This window comes from Streptomyces sp. QH1-20, assembly GCF_041283565.1.
Classification (GTDB): domain Bacteria; phylum Actinomycetota; class Actinomycetes; order Streptomycetales; family Streptomycetaceae; genus Streptomyces; species Streptomyces syringius.
The window spans coordinates 3,720,339-3,738,546 of the sequence record NZ_CP166299.1 but is presented as its reverse complement, the minus strand read 5'-3'; the positions used below and the strand labels follow the sequence as shown (position 1 = coordinate 3,738,546).

At 70.2% G+C, this 18,208-nt stretch carries 18 protein-coding genes; 13 read left to right on the top strand and 5 right to left on the bottom strand.

The window, feature by feature from the left end; genetic code table 11:
• Window position 1 precedes the first annotated feature (1 nt).
• Together AB8O64_RS16735 and ccsB are read left to right on the top strand one after the other, a co-directional pair.
• Complete coding sequence (locus AB8O64_RS16735) at window positions 2-1,741, top strand: cytochrome c biogenesis protein ResB (RefSeq protein WP_370419845.1); 1,740 nt, start codon at window positions 2-4, stop codon at window positions 1,739-1,741.
• Window positions 1,742-1,770: 29 nt separating this feature from the next.
• Window positions 1,771-2,892, top strand: coding sequence for a c-type cytochrome biogenesis protein CcsB (gene ccsB, locus AB8O64_RS16730; protein WP_370423881.1), 1,122 nt, complete (start codon window positions 1,771-1,773; stop codon window positions 2,890-2,892).
• 81 nt (window positions 2,893-2,973) lie between these two features.
• Here ccsB and AB8O64_RS16725 read toward each other — a convergent pair whose 3' ends face one another.
• Entirely contained in the window at window positions 2,974-3,297 is a 324-nt protein-coding gene (locus AB8O64_RS16725; protein ID WP_356448884.1) for a PLD nuclease N-terminal domain-containing protein, read from the bottom strand.
• A gap of 86 nt (window positions 3,298-3,383) precedes the next feature.
• Here AB8O64_RS16725 and AB8O64_RS16720 point away from each other — a divergent pair, with 86 nt between their 5' ends.
• From AB8O64_RS16720 to AB8O64_RS16710, 3 genes are all read left to right on the top strand, one after another.
• Window positions 3,384-4,835 carry a menaquinone biosynthesis decarboxylase gene (locus AB8O64_RS16720; RefSeq protein ID WP_356448886.1) on the top strand — a complete coding sequence of 484 codons (1,452 nt, stop codon included), beginning with the start codon at window positions 3,384-3,386 and terminating at the stop codon, window positions 4,833-4,835.
• 76 nt (window positions 4,836-4,911) lie between these two features.
• The gene (gene mqnP / locus AB8O64_RS16715; RefSeq protein ID WP_370419844.1) at window positions 4,912-5,832 is read left to right on the top strand and encodes a menaquinone biosynthesis prenyltransferase MqnP; all 921 of its coding nucleotides are present in this window, start codon (window positions 4,912-4,914) and stop codon (window positions 5,830-5,832) included.
• A 99-nt stretch (window positions 5,833-5,931) separates the two neighbouring features.
• A complete protein-coding gene (locus AB8O64_RS16710; RefSeq protein ID WP_370419843.1) occupies window positions 5,932-6,618 on the top strand; it encodes a UbiX family flavin prenyltransferase in 687 nt (228 codons plus the stop codon).
• Here AB8O64_RS16710 and AB8O64_RS16705 read toward each other — a convergent pair.
• Window positions 6,615-6,743 (bottom strand): hypothetical protein, encoded by a 129-nt coding sequence (locus tag AB8O64_RS16705; RefSeq protein WP_370419842.1) that lies wholly within the window; start codon window positions 6,741-6,743, stop codon window positions 6,615-6,617. The genes AB8O64_RS16710 and AB8O64_RS16705 overlap by 4 nt on opposite strands.
• 123 nt (window positions 6,744-6,866) lie before the next feature.
• Here AB8O64_RS16705 and AB8O64_RS16700 point away from each other — a divergent pair, with 123 nt between their 5' ends.
• The 6 genes from AB8O64_RS16700 to AB8O64_RS16675 all read left to right on the top strand — a co-directional run bounded on the left by AB8O64_RS16700 (window position 6,867) and on the right by AB8O64_RS16675 (window position 12,281).
• Entirely contained in the window at window positions 6,867-7,322 is a 456-nt protein-coding gene (locus AB8O64_RS16700; protein WP_356448891.1) for an Lrp/AsnC family transcriptional regulator, read from the top strand.
• A 200-nt stretch (window positions 7,323-7,522) separates the two neighbouring features.
• A complete protein-coding gene (mqnE, locus tag AB8O64_RS16695) occupies window positions 7,523-8,686 on the top strand; it encodes an aminofutalosine synthase MqnE (protein ID WP_356448893.1) in 1,164 nt (387 codons plus the stop codon).
• A 142-nt stretch (window positions 8,687-8,828) separates the two neighbouring features.
• On the top strand, window positions 8,829-9,383 hold the full coding sequence (locus AB8O64_RS16690) for an N-acetyltransferase family protein (protein WP_370419841.1): 555 nt from the start codon (window positions 8,829-8,831) through the stop codon (window positions 9,381-9,383).
• Between the two features lie 67 nt (window positions 9,384-9,450).
• Window positions 9,451-9,741 carry a DUF4229 domain-containing protein gene (locus AB8O64_RS16685; protein WP_370419840.1) on the top strand — a complete coding sequence of 97 codons (291 nt, stop codon included), beginning with the start codon at window positions 9,451-9,453 and terminating at the stop codon, window positions 9,739-9,741.
• A 375-nt stretch (window positions 9,742-10,116) separates the two neighbouring features.
• Window positions 10,117-11,439: a dicarboxylate/amino acid:cation symporter gene (locus tag AB8O64_RS16680; protein WP_370419839.1), complete on the top strand. Its 1,323-nt coding sequence runs from the start codon at window positions 10,117-10,119 to the stop codon at window positions 11,437-11,439.
• Window positions 11,440-11,654: 215 nt separating this feature from the next.
• A complete protein-coding gene (locus tag AB8O64_RS16675; protein ID WP_370423880.1) occupies window positions 11,655-12,281 on the top strand; it encodes a TetR/AcrR family transcriptional regulator in 627 nt (208 codons plus the stop codon).
• A 94-nt stretch (window positions 12,282-12,375) separates the two neighbouring features.
• Here AB8O64_RS16675 and AB8O64_RS16670 read toward each other — a convergent pair whose 3' ends face one another.
• The gene (locus AB8O64_RS16670; RefSeq protein ID WP_370419838.1) at window positions 12,376-13,533 is read right to left on the bottom strand and encodes a lipase family protein; all 1,158 of its coding nucleotides are present in this window, start codon (window positions 13,531-13,533) and stop codon (window positions 12,376-12,378) included.
• 85 nt (window positions 13,534-13,618) lie between these two features.
• Window positions 13,619-14,683, bottom strand: coding sequence for an AraC family transcriptional regulator (locus tag AB8O64_RS16665; protein ID WP_370419837.1), 1,065 nt, complete (start codon window positions 14,681-14,683; stop codon window positions 13,619-13,621).
• 113 nt (window positions 14,684-14,796) lie between these two features.
• Between AB8O64_RS16665 and AB8O64_RS16660 the strand changes: the two genes are divergently transcribed.
• Window positions 14,797-16,569: a long-chain fatty acid--CoA ligase gene (locus AB8O64_RS16660; protein ID WP_370419836.1), complete on the top strand. Its 1,773-nt coding sequence runs from the start codon at window positions 14,797-14,799 to the stop codon at window positions 16,567-16,569.
• A gap of 214 nt (window positions 16,570-16,783) precedes the next feature.
• Here the strand turns inward: AB8O64_RS16660 and AB8O64_RS16655 are convergent, their stop codons facing one another.
• The gene (locus tag AB8O64_RS16655) at window positions 16,784-16,987 is read right to left on the bottom strand and encodes a cold-shock protein (RefSeq protein ID WP_003984261.1); all 204 of its coding nucleotides are present in this window, start codon (window positions 16,985-16,987) and stop codon (window positions 16,784-16,786) included.
• A gap of 293 nt (window positions 16,988-17,280) precedes the next feature.
• Between AB8O64_RS16655 and AB8O64_RS16650 the strand changes: the two genes are divergently transcribed.
• Window positions 17,281-18,174 carry a menaquinone biosynthetic enzyme MqnA/MqnD family protein gene (locus AB8O64_RS16650; RefSeq protein WP_370423879.1) on the top strand — a complete coding sequence of 298 codons (894 nt, stop codon included), beginning with the start codon at window positions 17,281-17,283 and terminating at the stop codon, window positions 18,172-18,174.
• Window positions 18,175-18,208 lie beyond the last annotated feature (34 nt).

Genomic DNA, 18,208 nt, shown 5'->3' with positions numbered 1-18,208 from the left:
GATGGCCAAGTCGCAGACAAGCACCGTCCAGGAAGACAAGGACATCGGTGACGCCGGCTCACAGCTGTCCACGGCCCCGGCCGAGGAGAGCGGGCAGTCGCACCCCGGTTCCTTCGGCGGCGTCCGCGCGCCCGGTGCGCTCGGCGCGCTGGCCTGGACGTGGCGCGAGACCACCGGCTGGGTGCGCTGGTTCTGGCGTCAGCTGACCTCCATGCGGGTCGCGCTGATCCTGCTGTTCATGCTCTCGCTCGGCACGATCCCCGGCTCGCTCATCCCGCAGACGAGCGTCGACGCGGTGAAGGCCGAGAACTGGAAGAAGGCGCACGAGACCCTCGCGCCGCTCTACGACAAGCTCGGGCTCTTCGACGTCTACAGCTCGGTGTGGTTCTCGGCGATCTACATCCTGCTGTTCACCTCCCTCATCGGCTGCATCGTGCCGCGCACCTGGCAGTTCGTCGGCCAGCTCCGCGGCCGGCCGCCGGTCGCCCCGCGCCGGCTGGCGAAGCTGCCCGCGTACACCACCTGGCGCACCGGGGCCGAGCCGGAGCAGGTGCTGGCGGCGGCGGAGAAGCTGCTCAAGCGGCGGCGGTTCCGCACCCGGGTGTCCGGTGACGCGGTGGGCTCCGAGAAGGGCTATCTCCGCGAGGCCGGCAACCTCCTCTTCCACATCGCGCTGATCGTGATGCTGGTGGCCTTCGCCTCCGGGCAGCTGTGGAAGTCCGAGGGCCAGAAGCTGATCGTCGCGGGCGACGGCTTCGCCAACACCATCACCCAGTACGACGACTTCAAGTCCGGCTCCCTCTTCAAGATCGACGACCTCGATCCCTTCAGCTTCACGCTGGACGACTTCGAGGGCACCTACGAGCGCTCCGGGCCGCAGCGCGGCACCCCCCGTACGTACGAGGCGCACGTCACCTACCGGGAGGGCGTGGACGGCGCCCCCCGCAAGAAGACGATCAAGGTGAACGAGCCGCTGGAGGCGGCCGGCTCGAAGGTCTATCTGATCGGGCACGGCTACGCGCCGGTCGTCACCGTCCGCGACGGCCAGGGGAACATCTCCCACCAGGGCGCGGTGCCCTCGCTGCCGCTGGACGGCAATGTCACCGAGTCCACCGTGCTCAAGGTCGGCGACTACCGGGACAAGGACGGCAAGAAGGACCAGCTCGGTTTCAAGGGCAACTTCGTGCCGACGCTGGACCTGCGGACCGGCACGATGATGTCCCAGTTCCCCGCCCTGGACAATCCGCGGCTCGTCCTGACCGCGTACCGCGGCAGCCTCGGTATCGACTCGGGCATGCCGCAGAGCGTCTACCAGCTCGACGTGTCCAAGATGAAGCAGTTCAAGGACAAGGACGGCAGCCCGTTCGCGAAGGTCCTCAAGGTCGGCGACACCATGACGCTGCCCGACGGCGCGGGGACGCTGCACTTCGACGGCATCAAGCCGTGGGCCACCTTCCAGATCTCCCAGAAGCCCGGCAACACCACCGCCCTCGCCGGAGCGGTCGCCGCACTGATCGGCGTGGCCGGCTCGCTGTTCATCCAGCGACGCCGGGTCTGGGTGCGGGCCGTCCGGGACGCCGACGGGCACACCGTCGTCGAGCTGGCCGGCCTGGGCCGCAGCGAGTCCGCGAAGCTCCCCGAGGAGCTCACCGACCTCGCCGTCGCCCTGCAGCCCGAAGCGCCGCCCCTTCCCACCGACCCCGCAGATTCCGCCGATTCCTCCGAAGGAGCGCGCGCGTGACCTCGATCGCTGCCGCAGCCAACGAGAACATGGCCGAGATCAGCAATGTGCTGATCTATTCGGCCATGGCCGTCTACACCTTGGCCTTCCTCGCGCACATCGCCGAATGGGTGCTCGGCAGCCGTAGCGCGGTCGGCCGCACGGCCGCGGCGCTCACCGCCCCCCAGGCCGCCGCGGCGGCCTCCGCCGCCACGGCGGAGCGGCAGGGCGGCGGCACGGCCGTGCTGGAGCGTCCCAAGGTCGTCACCCGCTCCGGCGCGGGCACCCGCGACGTCCCCGACGGTCCGGGCGCGGCGGGCACCAGCGAGAAGGGCGACGTCTACGGACGGATCGCCATCTCCCTGACCGTGCTCGCGTTCGTCCTGCACGCCGGTTCGGTCCTCACCCGCGCGCTGTCGGTGAACCGTGCCCCCTGGGGCAACATGTACGAGTTCTCCACGACCTTCGGCATGACGGTGGTCGCGGTCTACCTCGGGCTGCTCGTCGCCAAGAAGAACGTGCGCTGGCTCGGTCTGCCCCTGGTCACCACCATCCTGCTCGACCTGGGCCTCGCCCTGTCGGTGCTCTACACCGACAGCGACCAGCTGGTGCCGGCGCTCCACTCCTACTGGCTGTGGATCCACGTCTCCTGCGCGATCATCTCCGGCGCGGCCCTGTGGGTGGGTGCCTGTTCCACCCTGATGTACCTCTTCCGTGACGGCTACGAGTCGCGGCTGGAGAGCGGCTGGACCGGCCGCGGGCTGGAGCGGCTGCTGGCCGAGCTGCCGTCGAACCGGCGGATGGCGCGCTTCAAGGCGCACCTGGCCAAGTACACCGACACGTTCGTGATGCGGCTGCCGTCGGCGGCGTCGCTCGACAAGTTCGCGTACCGCATCAACGCGACGGTCTTCCCGCTGTGGACCTTCACGATCATCGCGGGTGCCATCTGGGCCGAGGCCGCGTGGGGCCGCTACTGGGGCTGGGACCCCAAGGAGGTCTGGTCCTTCATCACCTGGGTCGCCTACGCCACCTATCTGCACGCCCGCGCCACCGCCGGATGGAAGGGCCGCAAGGCCGCGTACATCGCGCTGGCCGCCTTCGGGTGCTACATCTTCAACTACTACGGCGTGAACATCTTCGTCACCGGCAAGCACTCCTACGCCGGCGTCTGAGCCCCGCTCGGACAGCCGCGTACAGACGCGAAGGCCCGCCCCTCGTCCGAGGGGCGGGCCTTCGCGTGTCTGTGCTCGGGGTCAGCCCTTCGGGCCCTTGCCGTCCTGGTCCGGGTCCTCGTCCTTCTTCAGCGACTTGAGGAACTCCGGGTTGTCGTCCGGGGCCACCCACTGCCCGCCGCGCCCGCGGCCGTAGGCACGTCCGCCGCCGGCGGCGGTGCGGCGCGGGCGGCCGGCGAAGAGCCAGGCGACGGGGCCGATGAGGACCTCGCCGAAGAGCAGGATGATGAACACCCAGGCGATCTTCGGCAGTCCGCGCACCTCGTTCTCCGGGGTGTTGAGACAGTCGATGAAGGCATAGATCCACAACGCCAGGATCAGCAGGAACGGCAGATACCTGAGCATGGTGCGGACCCCCGGAGAGCGGTGTGCGGGCCGCCCGGCGGCCCCCGTGACCGCTCCAGGGTAGTGCGTGCTTGATACTGGATCGCATGGCTTATGACGATCTCCGCTCGTTCCTCCGGGCGCTGGAGCGCGACGGTGACCTCAAGCGCATCAAGGCCGAAGTCGACCCGTACCTGGAAATCGGGGAGATCGTCGACCGAGTGAACAAGGCGGGGGGTCCCGCGTTGCTCTTCGAGAACGTCAAGGGCGCCTCGATGCCGCTCGCGATGAACGTCTTCGGCACCGACCGCCGGCTCCTCAAGGCGCTCGGCCTGAAGTCCTACGACGAGATCAGCGACAAGATCGGCGGGCTGCTCAAGCCCGAGCTGCCGCAGGGTTTCGTCGGGATGCGGGAGGCGTTCGGCAAGCTGGGCGCGATGGCGCACGTGCCGCCGCGCAAGGTCAAGGACGCCCCGGTCCAGGAAGTCGTGCTGACCGGCGACGACGTGGACCTGGACCAGCTCCCGGCGCTGTTCACCTGGCCCGAGGACGGCGGCTCCTTCTTCAACCTGGGGCTCACGCACACCAAGCACCCCGAGACGGGCGTGCGCAACCTCGGCCTCTACCGCCTCCAGCGCCATGACAAGCGCACCATCGGCATGCACTGGCAGATCCACAAGGACAGCCGCAACCACTACCAGGTGGCGGCCAAGCGCGGCGAGAAGCTGCCCGTCGCGATCGCCTTCGGCGCCCCGCCGGCCGTGACGTACGCCTCGACCGCACCGCTGCCGGGCGACATCGACGAGTACCTCTTCGCGGGCTTCGTCCAGGGCAAGCGGATCGAGATGGTCGACTGCAAGACCGTCCCGCTGCAGGTCCCGGCCAACGCCGAGGTCGTCATCGAGGGCTGGCTGGAGCCGGGCGAGATGCTGCCCGAGGGCCCCTTCGGCGACCACACCGGCTTCTACACGCCGCAGGAGCCGTTCCCGGCGCTGACCATCGACTGTGTGACGATGCGTCGGCGCCCGCTGCTCCAGTCGATCGTGGTGGGCCGGCCGCCGACCGAGGACGGTCCGCTGGGGCGGGCGACGGAGCGGTTCTTCCTGCCGCTGCTCAAGATCATCATTCCGGACATCGTGGACTACCACCTGCCGGAGTCGGGCGGCTTCCACAACTGCGCGATCGTCTCGATCGACAAGAAGTACCCCAAGCACGCCCAGAAGGTCATGCACGCCATCTGGGGCGCGCACATGATGTCGCTGACCAAGCTGATCATCGTGGTCGACGCGGACTGCGATGTGCACAACCTGCACGAGGTGTCCTGGCGGGCGCTCGGCAACACCGACTACGCCCGTGACCTCACCGTCGTCGAGGGCCCGGTCGACCACCTCGACCACGCCTCGTACCAGCAGTTCTGGGGCGGCAAGGCGGGCATCGACGCGACCGCGAAGTGGCCCGAGGAGGGCTACACCCGCGACGGCGGCTGGCCGCACATGGTCGAGTCGGACCCGGAAGTCGCCGATCGGGTGACCAAGCGCTGGAAGGAGTACGGGCTGTGATCCGTATGCCGATGATGGTGGAAGGTGCGCGGCCGGGGTTTCCCCGCCACCGCGGGGATGAACCGGGGTACGGGCTGTGACCTCCGCCGCCGAAGGGGTTCTCGGCCCCGGCCCCGCGCCGTCCACCGGCAAGGTGAAGGCGTTCCTTCGCCTGGTGCTCATCGAGCACTCCGTCTTCGCGCTGCCCTTCGCGTACATCGCCTCCCTGACCGCGATGCACCAGTGGGACGAGAACATCCACTGGGTCCGGCTGCTGCTGGTCACCGTCGCCATGGTCGGGCTGCGCACCTTCGCGATGGCCTGCAACCGGATCATCGACCGCGAGCTCGACGCCCGTAACCCGCGCACCGCCAATCGCGAGCTGGTCACCGGCGCCGTCTCCGTGCGCTCCGCGTGGACGGGCGCGCTGATCGCCGTCGCCGTCTTCCTGGGCGCCGCCGCGCTGCTCAACCCGCTCTGTCTGGCGCTCGCGCCGCTCGCCGTGATCCCGATGGTGGTCTATCCGTACGGCAAGCGGTTCACGAACTTCCCGCACGCGATCCTCGGTCTCGCCCAGGCCATCGGCCCGGTCGGCGCCTGGCTGGCGATCACCGGCGAGTGGTCCTGGGACGCGGTCATCCTCGGTCTCGCGGTCGGCGTGTGGATCGGCGGCTTCGACCTGATCTTCGGTTCCCAGGACGTGCTGGCGGACCGGGCGGAGGGCGTGAAGTCCGTTCCGGCCCGCTTCGGTGTCCCGGCCGCGCTGTACGGCGCGCGGGCCTGCCACGTCGTCACGACGGGCCTGCTGGTCTGGTACGCGGTGGCCACGGACGCCGGGGCGTTCTTCTGGGCCGGGCTGGTCGTGGTGGCCGGGGCGTTCCTCTACGAGCACTCGATCGTGAAGCCGCACGACCTGTCGCGGCTGAACAGGGCGTTCTTCACCGTCAACGGGTTCATCGGCATTGCCCTTTTCGTGTGTGCGTTGCTCGATCTGCTGGTGCGCGGCCTGACCGTGTGAGTAGCCTCGACGCCCGGTCGTCCGTGGTTCCGGGCGGTTGATCCCCGGTCGCCGCAGGTGACCGGCGGGCTTCCGCTGTGCTGCGGATAGGCTCGGGACGTGGAGCCGTACGAACACACAACGCAACGCCGGCCCTGGGTGGTCGGGGTGTCCGGCGCGTCCGGGACGCCGTATGCCGCGTCCGTGCTGCGCGGGCTGCTGGCCGCGGGCGAGGACGTGGACCTGGTGGTCAGCCGCGCGTCGAGACTGACGCTGCTGGACGAGACCGGGATCGCGTTCCGGGACGCGCACTGGCGCGAGGATCTGCGGGACTGGCTGGCGCTGGGCGCCGACGGCAAGCCCGGCACCTTCGAGGTCGACCTCGCCCGGGTGCGCTACTGGCCGGCCGGGGACCTCGCGGCCGGGCCGTCCTCCGGCAGTTACGCCGTCAAGGGGATGCTGATCGTCCCGGCGAGCACGGCCTGTGTGGCCGGGGTGGCGCTGGGGCTGTCGAAGGACCTGCTGCAGCGGGTCGCGAGCGTGACGCTCAAGGAGCGGCGCCGGCTGGTGGTCGCGGTGCGGGAGACGCCGCTGAGCGGTCAGACACTCAAGCAGCTCGTGGCGCTGGACGAGGCGGGCGCCGTGGTGCTGCCCGCCTCTCCGGCGTTCTACGCGGGGGCGACGCACATCCAGGATCTGGTGGACTTCGTCGCCGGGCGGGTGCTGGACGCGGCGGGGGTGCCGCACCAGCTCTACCGCCGGTGGAAGGGAGAGCTCGGTGCCGCGCGCTCCCCGGCTGAGGACTAGCGCTTCTTGGCGCGGCGGGCCTTGGCCTCGGCGCGGCGCTGGTCGGTGGTCTGGTGGGCACGCGAGCGGTTGGCCAGGTCCTGCAGCTCGCGCATCCGGGCGTAGGCCATCTCGATCGAGTACACGGGAAGCTCACTCCTGAAGGATCAACGTCGATCTGGTGAAAGATTTACAGGGCGTCACCCCTGTATGCCTTAGATTCTACACGTAAACCGGCGACTTCGCTGATTATTGAAAGGTGCCAGCCAATGGACGCGGTGGACAGGCAGCTCATCCAGGCCCTGCGGGAGAACGGCCGGGCCTCGTACGCGGAGCTGGGCAGGCTCGTGGGCCTGTCCGGGCCGAGCGTCACGGACCGGATCAACCGCCTGGAGGCGGCGGGCGTCATCACGGGCTACCGCGCGACCGTCGACTCCGCGTCGCTCGGCCTCGGGGTCACGGCGCTGATCGGCATCCAGCTCTCCGACGCCGCCGACCACGAGGACGTGGCGCGCCGGCTGCGCGACCTGGCGGAGATCGAGGACTGCTGGTTCATCGCCGGCGACGACTCGTACATGCTCAAGGTGCGCGTCGGTGACGTGGACGGCCTGGAGCGCACGATCCGGCGGCTGTCCGGGACCAGGGGCGTCGCCCGCACCCGGACGACGATCGTTCTGTCGACCAAGTGGGAGAACCGGGTGGGGGAGCTGCCTGAGGAGGCGTAAGCCTCCTTTGGCAGGTGTTCGCTTGGCCCTGCGGGCCGTGGCGTGTGGGCTGAGCTCAGCCCTGACCAGCCCGTCCGGCGATTGAGGACGCGCCCGCAGGGCGCTCGCCGCCGCAGGCGGCCCGGCCCGCAGCCGGCGGCGAAATCGCAAGGAGTAGGCTCGACGAAGTGGCAAAAGCGGATGTTTGGAGAGGCGGGCGCATGGACGCGGGGCTCAAGCGCGAGCTGGAGGAGAAGGTCCACGCCGGGGAGCGGCTGACCCGCGAGGACGGCATCGCCCTCTACGAGTCCGACGACCTGGCCTGGCTGGGCGGTCTGGCCCACGAGGTGCGCACGCGCAAGAACGGTGACGTCGTCCACTTCAACGTCAACCGGCACCTCAACATGACGAACGTGTGCACCGCGTCGTGCGCGTACTGCTCGTTCCAGCGGAAGCCGGGCGAGAAGGACGCGTACACGATGCGCATCGAGGAGGCCGTCCGCCTCGCCAAGGCGATGGAGAACGAGAACCTCACCGAGCTGCACATCGTCAACGGCCTGCACCCCACGCTGCCCTGGCGCTACTACCCGCGCTCGCTGAAGGCCCTCAAGGAGGCGCTGCCGAACGTCTCCCTCAAGGCCTTCACCGCCACCGAGATCCAGCACTTCGAGAAGATCTCCGGCATGCCCGCCTCGGAGATCCTCGACGAGCTGATCGACGCCGGTCTGGAGTCGCTGACCGGCGGCGGCGCGGAGATCTTCGACTGGGAGGTCCGCCAGCACATCGTCGACCACGACACCCACTGGGAGGACTGGTCGCGCATCCACCGTCTGGTGCACGAGAAGGGGCTCAAGACCCCGTCCACGATGCTCTACGGGCACATCGAGGAGCCGCGCCACCGGGTGGACCACGTGCTGCGGCTGCGTGAGCTGCAGGACGAGACCGGCGGCTTCCAGGTCTTCATCCCGCTGCGCTACCAGCACGACTTCGTGGACATGAAGGACGGCAAGGTCCGCAACCGGCTCCAGGCGCGGACGTCCATGGCGACCGGTGCCGAGGCGCTCAAGACCTTCGCCGTCTCCCGGCTGCTCTTCGACAACGTCCCGCACGTGAAGGTCTTCTGGGTCATGCACGGCGTGCAGACCGCGCAGCTCGCGCTGCAGCACGGCGCGGACGACATGGACGGCTCGGTCGTCGAGTACAAGATCACGCACGACGCCGACAACTACGGCACGCCGAACAAGCTCGGCCGTGAGGACCTGCTGGACCTCATCCGTGACGCCGGCTTCCGCCCGGTGGAGCGCAACACCCGCTACGAGATCATCCGCGAGTACCCCGGCCCGGACGCCGCGCGCCGTGAGTCGCCGCAGCCGATGCGGATCTGACGTCCCGGAGCCGCGTTCCGGTTGCAGGAGAAGCCCTGGTGGACACGTCCGCCGGGGCTTCTGCCGTGTCTGCCCGCCGGTCCGCCCGGGCTGGTACGCAGGGCCATTGCACTCTGATCTTCGTAATGGTTGCATGGCTTCTATGACCCTTACGTTCGTCCGTGATCCCCAGCTCACCCCCGCACTCCGCGAGGAGCTCGCCGCCCTCTGGCTCGATGTCTCGCAGGCCGGTGGCGCCGTCGGCTTCGTGCCACCCGTCACCGCAGGGGACATCGCGCCCGTCATGCAGCGGCAGCTGGACGACGTGACCGCCGGAGGGGCGCGGATGCTCGGTGCCTACGAAGGGGTGGAAGGGGTCGAAGGGGTCGAAGGGGATGGAGGCGGTCGGCTGATCGGCACGGCCTTCCTCAAGCTCAACTCGCACCGCCTGATGACCCACTGGTGCACCCTCGTCACGGTCATGGTCCACCCGTCGCTCCAGGGCGGCGGCCGGGGCAAGGCGATGATGCGCGAGGCGATAGAGATGGCCCGCGACCTGGACTTCCATGCCGTGCGGCTGGGCGTGCGGGGCGGCGAGGGCACCGAGCGCTTCTATGAGACCGTCGGCTTCAAGGAGGTGGGCCGGGTGCCCGCCGCGATTCGCGTCGCGCCGGACGATCATCGCGACGACATCACGATGTGGCTCCCCCTGGTCTGATCCACAGCGGTCCGTGCTTGACTGGTCGGTGACCCTTTCGGTTGCCGTTGAGAAGAAGGTCCCGTCCGTGAGTAGCCAGAAGTTCGCCTCGCTCCGCTACACCGCTCTGCGTGTCGGCCTGCTCATCGCCTGCTTCGGTGTCGTCTACGGGCTCTGCTGGGTGGGTGCCGTCCCGATCGCCGCGCGCGGCTCGAACCTCGTCTGGATGATCCTGCTCGCGCTCGTCATCTCCGCCCCGCTCAGCTGGGTGCTGCTGCGCAAGCAGCGCGACGCCATGTCCGAGCAGATCGTCGAGCGCGTGGACCGCGCGAAGCAGAAGCTGGCCGCCAACAGCGGCCAGGAGGACGCGGCAGTCTGAATCGCCCCAAGCAGGCTCAACCCGGACCATAGGGTGTAATCCTGCTCACAACGCATCGACGCCCCCTCGCAGAGCGACCGCTCCGCGAGGGGGCGTCCGGCGTATTCCGGCCGTACGCGTGTGCTTGAACTCAAAGGAGAGCTTTGAGTTGCCCAAAGGCCGAGTGTTAACGTATTCGACATGAAGACAGCAGCAGCGCACCGATCAGCCGTGAGCCCCGTGCTCGTGGCGCGCCTGCACGTCGATCTTTGCCGCTGCGTGTCCGCGGCCTGTTGCCGCCGCTGACGTCACGCCCGCCGCGGCCGGAGATCCCGTCTCTACGGACCTCCTGGCGCCTGAACGCCCTTTTTCTTACTTCCGTCCCCGGAGATCCCCGTGCCTTCGACACCCGCGTCCGCCGCCACGGCCACCCGCCGGCGCATACCCAAGGTCCCGTTCTGGGCCCAGATCCTGCTCGGCCTCGTGCTGGGCGCCCTGCTCGGCTGGGCCGCCCAGAGCGGTGACATCCACTGGCTCGAGGTCACCCTCGGCAAGATCGGCGACATCTTCGTCCAGCTGCTGATGGTCGTGATCGCCCCGCTGGTCTTCTTCGCCATCCTGGTGTCGATCACCAATCTGCGGAACGTCTCGAACGCCGCCCGGCTGGCCACCCGCACCCTGCTCTGGTTCATGATCACGTCGCTGATCGCGGTGGTCATCGGCCTGGCGATCGGGCTGCTCACCAACCCCGGCTCCGGCACCGGCCTCACCCCGGCCGACGGCGCCGAGCCCAAGAAGCACGGCTCGTGGCTGGACTTCCTGACCGGGATCATCCCGACCGACGTGATCACGCCGTTCACCGAGCTGAACGTGCTCCAGATCGTCTTCATGGCCGCCGCCGCGGGTATCGCCATCCTCCAGATCGGCGACAAGGCCAAGCCCGTCCTCGATCTCAGCCAGTCCGCGCTGGACCTGCTCCAGAAGGTCCTGTGGTGGGTCATCCGGCTCGCCCCGCTCGGCAGCCTCGGCCTGGTCGGCACGGCCATCGCCACCTACGGCTGGAACCTGATCGGCAAGTACGCGACGTTCACCGCCGACATCTACGTCGGCTGCGCCATCGTGCTCTTCGGCGTCTACCCGGTGCTGCTCGCCACTGTCGGCAAGGTCAACCCGCTGCAGTTCTACAAGGGCGCCTGGCCGGCCATCCAGCTGGCCTTCGTCTCCCGCTCCTCCGTCGGCACCATGCCGCTGACGCAGAAGGTCACCGAGCGCCTGGGCGTGCCGAAGGAGTACGCCTCCTTCGCCGTGCCGTTCGGCTCGACGACCAAGATGGACGGCTGCGCCTCGATCTACCCCGCCATCGCCGCGATCTTCGTCGCGCAGGTCTTCGACGTGCCGCTGGAGATCCGCGACTACGTCCTGATCGCCTTCGTCTCCGTCATCGGTTCGGCCGCCACGGCCGGTCTGACCGGCGCGACCGTCATGCTGACCCTCACGCTGTCGACGCTGGGCCTGCCGATGGCCGGTGTCGGTCTGCTGCTGGCCATCGACCCGATCGTGGACATGATGCGCACCGCGACGAACGTCGCCGGCCAGTCGGTGGTTCCGATCCTCGTCGCCTCCCGGGAGAAGATCCTCGACCGCGCGGCGTACGACTCGGCCGACGGGTCCAAGCTCGACGACGCCCCGGGCGCGGAGCCGCAGCCGGCCGCGGCGTGATCCGTACGGCGTGAACTGCGCGGCGTGATCCTTACGGCTTGATCCGCACCCTCGACGACATCCCTCCTCCCCGTAAAATTACCAGCCGGTAACGTGACGGGGGCGGAGGGATGTTTGTTGTGAAAACCGCACAGACTGCACAGACCGACGCTGCTCAGGTCGGGGTCGGCGTCAGGACCGGCGCCGGGATCAGGACCAAGGTCAAGGCCAAGCGGATGCCGCGCGAGGTGCGCGAGCGCCAGATGCTCGACGCGGCGGTGGAGATCTTCGCGCGACGCGGCTACGCCGCGGCGTCCATGGACGAGATCGCCGAACTGGCGGGGGCCTCGAAGCCGCTGGTCTATCTCTATCTGAACTCGAAGGAAGACCTCTTCAGCGCCTGCATACGGCGCGAGTCCGAGGCGCTGGTGACCGCGGTGCGGTCCGGCATCGACCCGGAGGCATCCCCCGACGGACGGCTGTGGAGCGGGCTGCTCGGCTTCTTCGCGCACACCGCGGCCCACCCCGACGCCTGGGCGGTGCTGCACTGCCAGGCCCGGACCCACGGTGAGCCGTTCGCCTCGGCCGTCTGCGCGATGCGGCAGGAGATCGTCGATGTGGTCACCCAGCTGATCGCCGCGACGGCCCGGGAGGCCGCCTGCGCCGCCGAACCCGCCGAGCGGGAGATCTCCGGCCTGGCGCACGCGCTCGTGGGCGCCGCCGAGTCGCTCGCCGCGTGGGCCAACACCGGTGGCGACGCCGCCCCCTCGGAGAAGGAGACGGCGGCGACGCTGATGAACCTCGTCTGGGCGGGCCTGGGCAATCTCATGAACGGCCGGTGCTGGTCGGCGACGCGCCCCTGACCCCTGGCCTGCCCCTCCGCGGTGACCGGCCGGCGTCCTCTCCGGCGCGACAGTGTCCGCCGTCGCGCCGAGAGGCGCGGTCACACCCCGGGGATCACCCGCAATTGCCGCCGGTCGGCCGGCCCGCGAAGCGGGCCGCCAGCCAGTCGGCCGCCGGTATCGACTCGGTGATCACGCCCAGGACGTGCTCGCCGAGCGGCAGCGCCTTCCACTGCACGGTCGCGCCCTTGGCGCACCAGTCCGCGCGCAGCTTCTTGCCGACCTCGTACGGGATCAGCTCGTCGATGACGCCGTGGTAGAGGTACACGGGCCGGTCGGGGGCGCGGGTGCCGAGGTCGGAGGAGCGCAGGGCACGCTGCCAGTCCGGTTCGTAGAGGGGGTTCTTGACGGTGACGTCGGAGATCTTCCGGAAGAGGCCCGCCACCGCGTCGATCGCCACGCAGTGCTTCTTCATGAAGTCGACGTAGCCGCGGCCCTTGTCGTTCAGGTAGCGGTCCAGGTCCAGCTCCGGGAAGGCCGCGTTCTGGCCCGTGGCGGCCATCAGGACGAGACCGGCGCCGATGCCGCCGTTGTTGAAGTCGGCGGTTTTGAGGAGGTCGGCCGGGACACCGCCGGTGGCCGTGCCCCTGAGGTCCAGCTCGGGTGCGTAGCGCTCGTGCAGTTCGGCGGCCCAGCTCGATGCCTGCCCGCCCTGCGAATAGCCCATGATCCCGACGGGGGAGTCCTTGAGGCCCGCTTCCGGCAGCCGCTGCGCGGCACGGGCCGCGTCGAGCACGGCATGGCCCTCGGCGCGGCCGACCGCGTACGTGTGCTCGCCGGGCGTGCCGAGGCCCTCGTAGTCGGTGACGGCGACGGCCCAGCCGCGCAGGGTCAGCTGCTGGATGAGATTGGCCTCCAGGGTGGTCCCGTACGGGAAGCCTGCCGAGGGGGCGCACGCGTCACCGAGGCCGACGGTCCCGACGGCGTACGTGATCAGCGGCCGCGGTCCCTTCCGGCCGTCCCGGGGGACGATCACGGTGCCCGAGACGACGTTCGGGGTGCCCTTGGCGGTGGTGGAGCGGTAGGTGATGTGCCAGGCCCGGGTGTTCGTGGGCTGGCCGGGCAGGGGGTGGAAGGACGTGGACGCGGAACTGACGACGTCGCCGGGGGCCCCGCCGTCCCGGCCCGGCTGCCCGGCCGAGGCGGGGCCCGCCAGGCCGAACGCGGCCGCCAGTGCGGCGAGGGCGGTGAGGGCTGTGGTGCGCAAGTGCATGCGACTCTCCCAACTGTCCAGTGATGCTGAATCAGTTGGGGAGACCGTAGTGACCGGCGGGTCACCCGGGAGCTGACCGGGACGCTCAGCTTTGCTGACCCCGTCGCACCGTCCCGTGCCATTCGCCGCTCTCGGTGCCCAGCAGCCGGTACGCGCCCGGTGTGGTGCCCGTCCAGCGCCGGAACGCCCGGTGGAAGGCGGTGTCCTCGGAGAACCCCAGCCGGGCCGCGAGCTCGGCGATCGGCTCCCGGCCCGCCGCGAGTCCGCTGATCGCCGCGTCCCGCAGCACCCCGTCCCGCAGCAGCCGGTAGGAGGTGCCCTCCTCCTGGAGCCGGCGCCGGAGCGTCGCCGGGCTCATCGCGAGCCGTGCCGCGACCTCGGCCACCTCCGGCAGCCGGGCCGGCCGCCGCCCCTCGCGCAGCGCGGTGACGAACGCCCTTCGCACCTGCTCGGCGACCGTCGTGCCGTACTCGCGGCGGCTGAGCAGATCGGCGGGCGCCCGCCGCAGCAGCTCCGCGAGGCCCGCCTCGTCGCGGACCACGGGCGCGGCCAGCCAGTGCGCGTCGAACCCGGCCCCCGTGCGCCGCGCCCCGAACCGCACGGGGCAGCCGAAGAGCAGCCCGTACTCGCCCGCGTACGGCGGGGCGGGGAAGGCGAACTCGGCCCAGCGCAGGGTGATCCGCCGCCCGATCAGCCAGCTCGCCAGCCGGTGCCAGACGATGACCACGCACTCGGCGAGGAAGCGGCCCTCGGCATAGCCGCGCAGGTCGTTGCGGACGGTGAACACCGCCTCGGCGCCCCGGGGTTCGAGCGCGAGATCGGGGCCGCCGGGGAAGAGCCCGTAGAAGCGGACGCCCCGCTCCAGCGCCGCGCCCAGATCGCGGCAGCCGAGGCACGCGGAGCACATCATGGCGAAGGTGCCGTTCCTGCTGGGCGTGGGCCCGAGCCCCAGGAACTCGTCCCGTGTCGCCCGGTGCAGCGCCTTCACCAGCGAGGTGAACTGCTCGGGCGTCACCCGCGCCCGGTCGTCCGCGAGCAGCAGCGGCGGGATCCGCGCGGTCTGCAGCAGTGGCACGGTGTCGATGCCGAGCCGCCGGGCGCCGCCGAGCGCGGCCCGTACGTGGTGCACGGTGATCGTCCGCCTGCCCATGCCTGCACGGTAGCCCCGATGAGCGCCGGGGTCAGCGGCGCTGACGCTTCCGGTCATCCCCGGCGTGGGGCCGCGCTTCGTAGCGTCGGGTGTACGGATCCGAGGGAGGCGTCATGCGCGACGGTCGGCACGTACCGGGCACGCTCGCGGAGTTCGTGGAGGAGGCGGCGCGGCGGTACGGGGAACGGCCCGCCCTGCGCTTCAGGTCCGCCGGCGGCGCTTGGACGGAGGTCGGCTACGACGGGCTGCGGGAGACCGTACGGTCCGTCGGGCGCGGCCTCGTGGCCCTCGGCGTGCGCCCGGACGACCGGGTGGCGATCCTGGCTGAGACCCGCCCGGAGTGGACGTACGCCCACTTCGCGGTCCTGGCCGCCGGCGCGGTCGTCGTCCCCGTCTATCCGACGGCGGGTGAGGACGAACTCGCCTGGGTGCTCGGGGACTCGGCGGCGACGGTGGTGATCTGCGAGGACACGACCCAGGCGGACCGGGTCGAGGCCCTGCGGGCGAAGCTGCCGGGGCTACGGCACATGGTGCGGATGGAAGGCGCCGCTACCGTGCCGCTTCTGCGGACGCTGCCCCGGGCACCCTTGGCCGACCTCCTCGCGCGGAGCGCCCAGCGCACCGGAGACGACCTCTGCGCCATCGTCTACACCTCCGGCACCACCGGCCTCCCCAAGGGCTGCCGGCTCACGCACGGCAATTTCGCGGCCGTCCAGGACGCCACCGCCGATCTCATCGACGGCGGTCCCGGCGACACCACCTATCTCTATCTCCCCCTCGCCCACCTCCTCGCCCAGCTCATCCAGCTCACCTCGCTGAGCCAGGGCGGCACGCTGTGCTATTTCGGCGGCCGGATCGAGAACGTCGTCGCCGAGCTCGCGGAGGTCCGGCCCACGCATCTGCCGTCCGTGCCCCGGCTCTTCGAGAAGGTGCACGCCACCGTCGCCTCGCTCGCCGAGTCACGGGGCGAGGGCGGCCGGGACCGCTTCGAGAGCGCCGTACGGACCGGGGTTGAGGTCGCCGAGCTGCGCGCGCGGGGCGAGGAGCCCACCGGTCCGCTCCGCGCGGCCTGGCAGGCGGCGGACGAGAGCCTGTTCTCCCTCGTCCGGGCGGCGTTCGGCGGGCGGCTGCGCTGGGCGCTCACCGGCGGCGCCCCCATCGCGCCACAGACCATGGACTTCCTGCGGGCCTGCGGCATCCGGGTCTTCGAGGGCTACGGCATGACCGAGTCGGCCGGGGTGATCTCCCTCAACCACCCGGGGGCGGTCCGCTACGGGACGGTCGGCCGGCCGGTGCGCGGCTGCGAGGTGCGGATCGCGGCGGACGGCGAGGTGCTCGCCCGGGGGCCCGGGGTCTTCTCCGGCTATCACGCCGATCCGGCCGCGACCGAGCAGGTGCTGGACCCGGACGGCTGGCTGCGCACCGGCGATCTCGGCAGCCTCGACGCGGACGGCTTCCTCCGCATCACCGGCCGCAAGAAGGACCTGATCATCACGTCGGGCGGCAAGAACCTCACCCCCTCGCTCGTGGAGGCGGCCATCCAGCAGTCCCGCTGGGTCTCGCGCGCCGTGATGATCGGCGACGCCCGTCCGTACCCCGTCGCGCTGATCACCCTCGACGCGGAGGAGATCGCGGCCTGGGCCCGGCGCGAGGGGCTGGACCCGGGCCGGGGGTACGCCGGGCACCCGGTCGTACGGGCCCGCTGCCAGGAGGCCGTCGACGCCGCGAACACCCAGGTGGCCCGGCCCGCCCGGATCCGGGCGTTCACGATTCTGGACGAGGACTTCACGGTCGGCGGCGGGGAGCTGACCCCCACCCTGAAACTGCGGCGCTCCACGATCGCGAACCGTTACGCGGCAGAAATCGATGCGTTGTACGAGCGATAGCGGAAAAGGATGATCCGGTTAGCGGCGAAAGGCGTACGGGCTCTGTGCGTCATGAGTTCAACAAGGTTCGACAGAGCCGTGAGATCCGGATGAGCCGGGAGTCATGAGAAAAGGCAGGAGCCCTGCCCCTCCGCCGAAGCGGGGGAGCAGGGCTCCTTGGGTACAGCACGTCGACCGCGATCGGTCGAGCCGTCGCACCGGAGGGATCCGAGGATCAGACCGGGGTGACGTTCTCCGCCTGCGGGCCCTTCGGGCCCTGCGTGACGTCGAAGTTGACCTGCTGGTTCTCCTCGAGGGAGCGGAAGCCAGAGGCGTTGATCGCGGAGTAGTGGACGAAGACGTCGGGGCCCCCGCCGTCCTGGGCAATGAAGCCAAAGCCCTTTTCAGCGTTGAACCACTTCACGGTTCCGGTAGCCATAAAGCCCTCCTTGGGCCCAAAGGGTTGCCCTGCTCCAGAACCTGCGAGAAGTCTGAAAACTACAAAAGCCTGCGGGGTCACATGCTCCGCAGGCTCTGTACTGCAAGGGAAACCAAACTGCAACTTGCGGCGAGCGTAGCACGCTGGGTTCGCACTGGGAAAGAGTCGAAGATCACGCTGTTCACAGGTTTTCCGGGCCTCCCGCGCGGAAAAGATCGACGATCGGGCCCGGCGCGGCGCGACCCCCCGCCCCCGCCTTCCCGGCGGCCCGGGGCTAGCCTCCGGATGTGGACATTTCAGCCTCGGACCCAGCGATCCCCGCCACCCGCGACGGCCTGCCGGAGCGGCTGCGCAGCCGCCCCCGCGTCGGACACATCCAGTTTCTCAACTGTCTGCCGCTCTACTGGGGCCTCGCGCGCACCGGCACGCTGCTCGACCTGGACCTGACCAAGGACACCCCCGAGAAGCTCAGCGAGCAGCTCGTCCGGGGCGAGCTGGACATCGCCCCGATCACCCTCGTCGAGTTCCTGAAGAACGCCGACGACCTCGTCGCGCTGCCGGACATCGCCGTCGGCTGCGACGGCCCGGTCATGTCCTGTGTGATCGTCTCCCAGCTGCCGCTGGACCAGCTCGACGGGGCCCGGGTCGCCCTCGGCTCCACCTCGCGGACGTCCGTGCGCCTGGCGCAGCTGCTGCTCGCCGACCGCCACGGGGTGCGGCCGGAGTACTACACCTGCCCGCCCGACCTCGGTCTGATGATGCGGGAGGCGGACGCCGCCGTGCTGATCGGGGACGCCGCGCTGCGGGCCTCGCTGCACGACGCCCCGCGGCTCGGCCTGCAGGTCCACGACCTCGGGCAGATGTGGAAGGAGTGGACGGGACTGCCGTTCGTCTTCGCCGTCTGGGCCGCCCGCCGCGACTACCTGGCCCGTGAGCCGCGCATCGTCTCCAAGGTGCACGAGGCGTTCCTCGCCTCCCGCGATCTGTCCCTGGAGGAGGTCGGGAAGGTCGCCGAGCAGGCGGCGCGCTGGGAGTCCTTCGACGCGGAACTGCTGGAGCGCTACTTCACGACCCTCGACTTCCGCTTCGGGCCGGACCAGCTCGCCGGGGTCGCCGAGTTCGCCCGGCGCACGGGTCCGACGACCGGCTTCCCGGCCGATGTGCGGGTGGAACTGCTGAAGTCCTGACCCCCGGGCGGGGATCAGGACTTCAGGTGGTGCG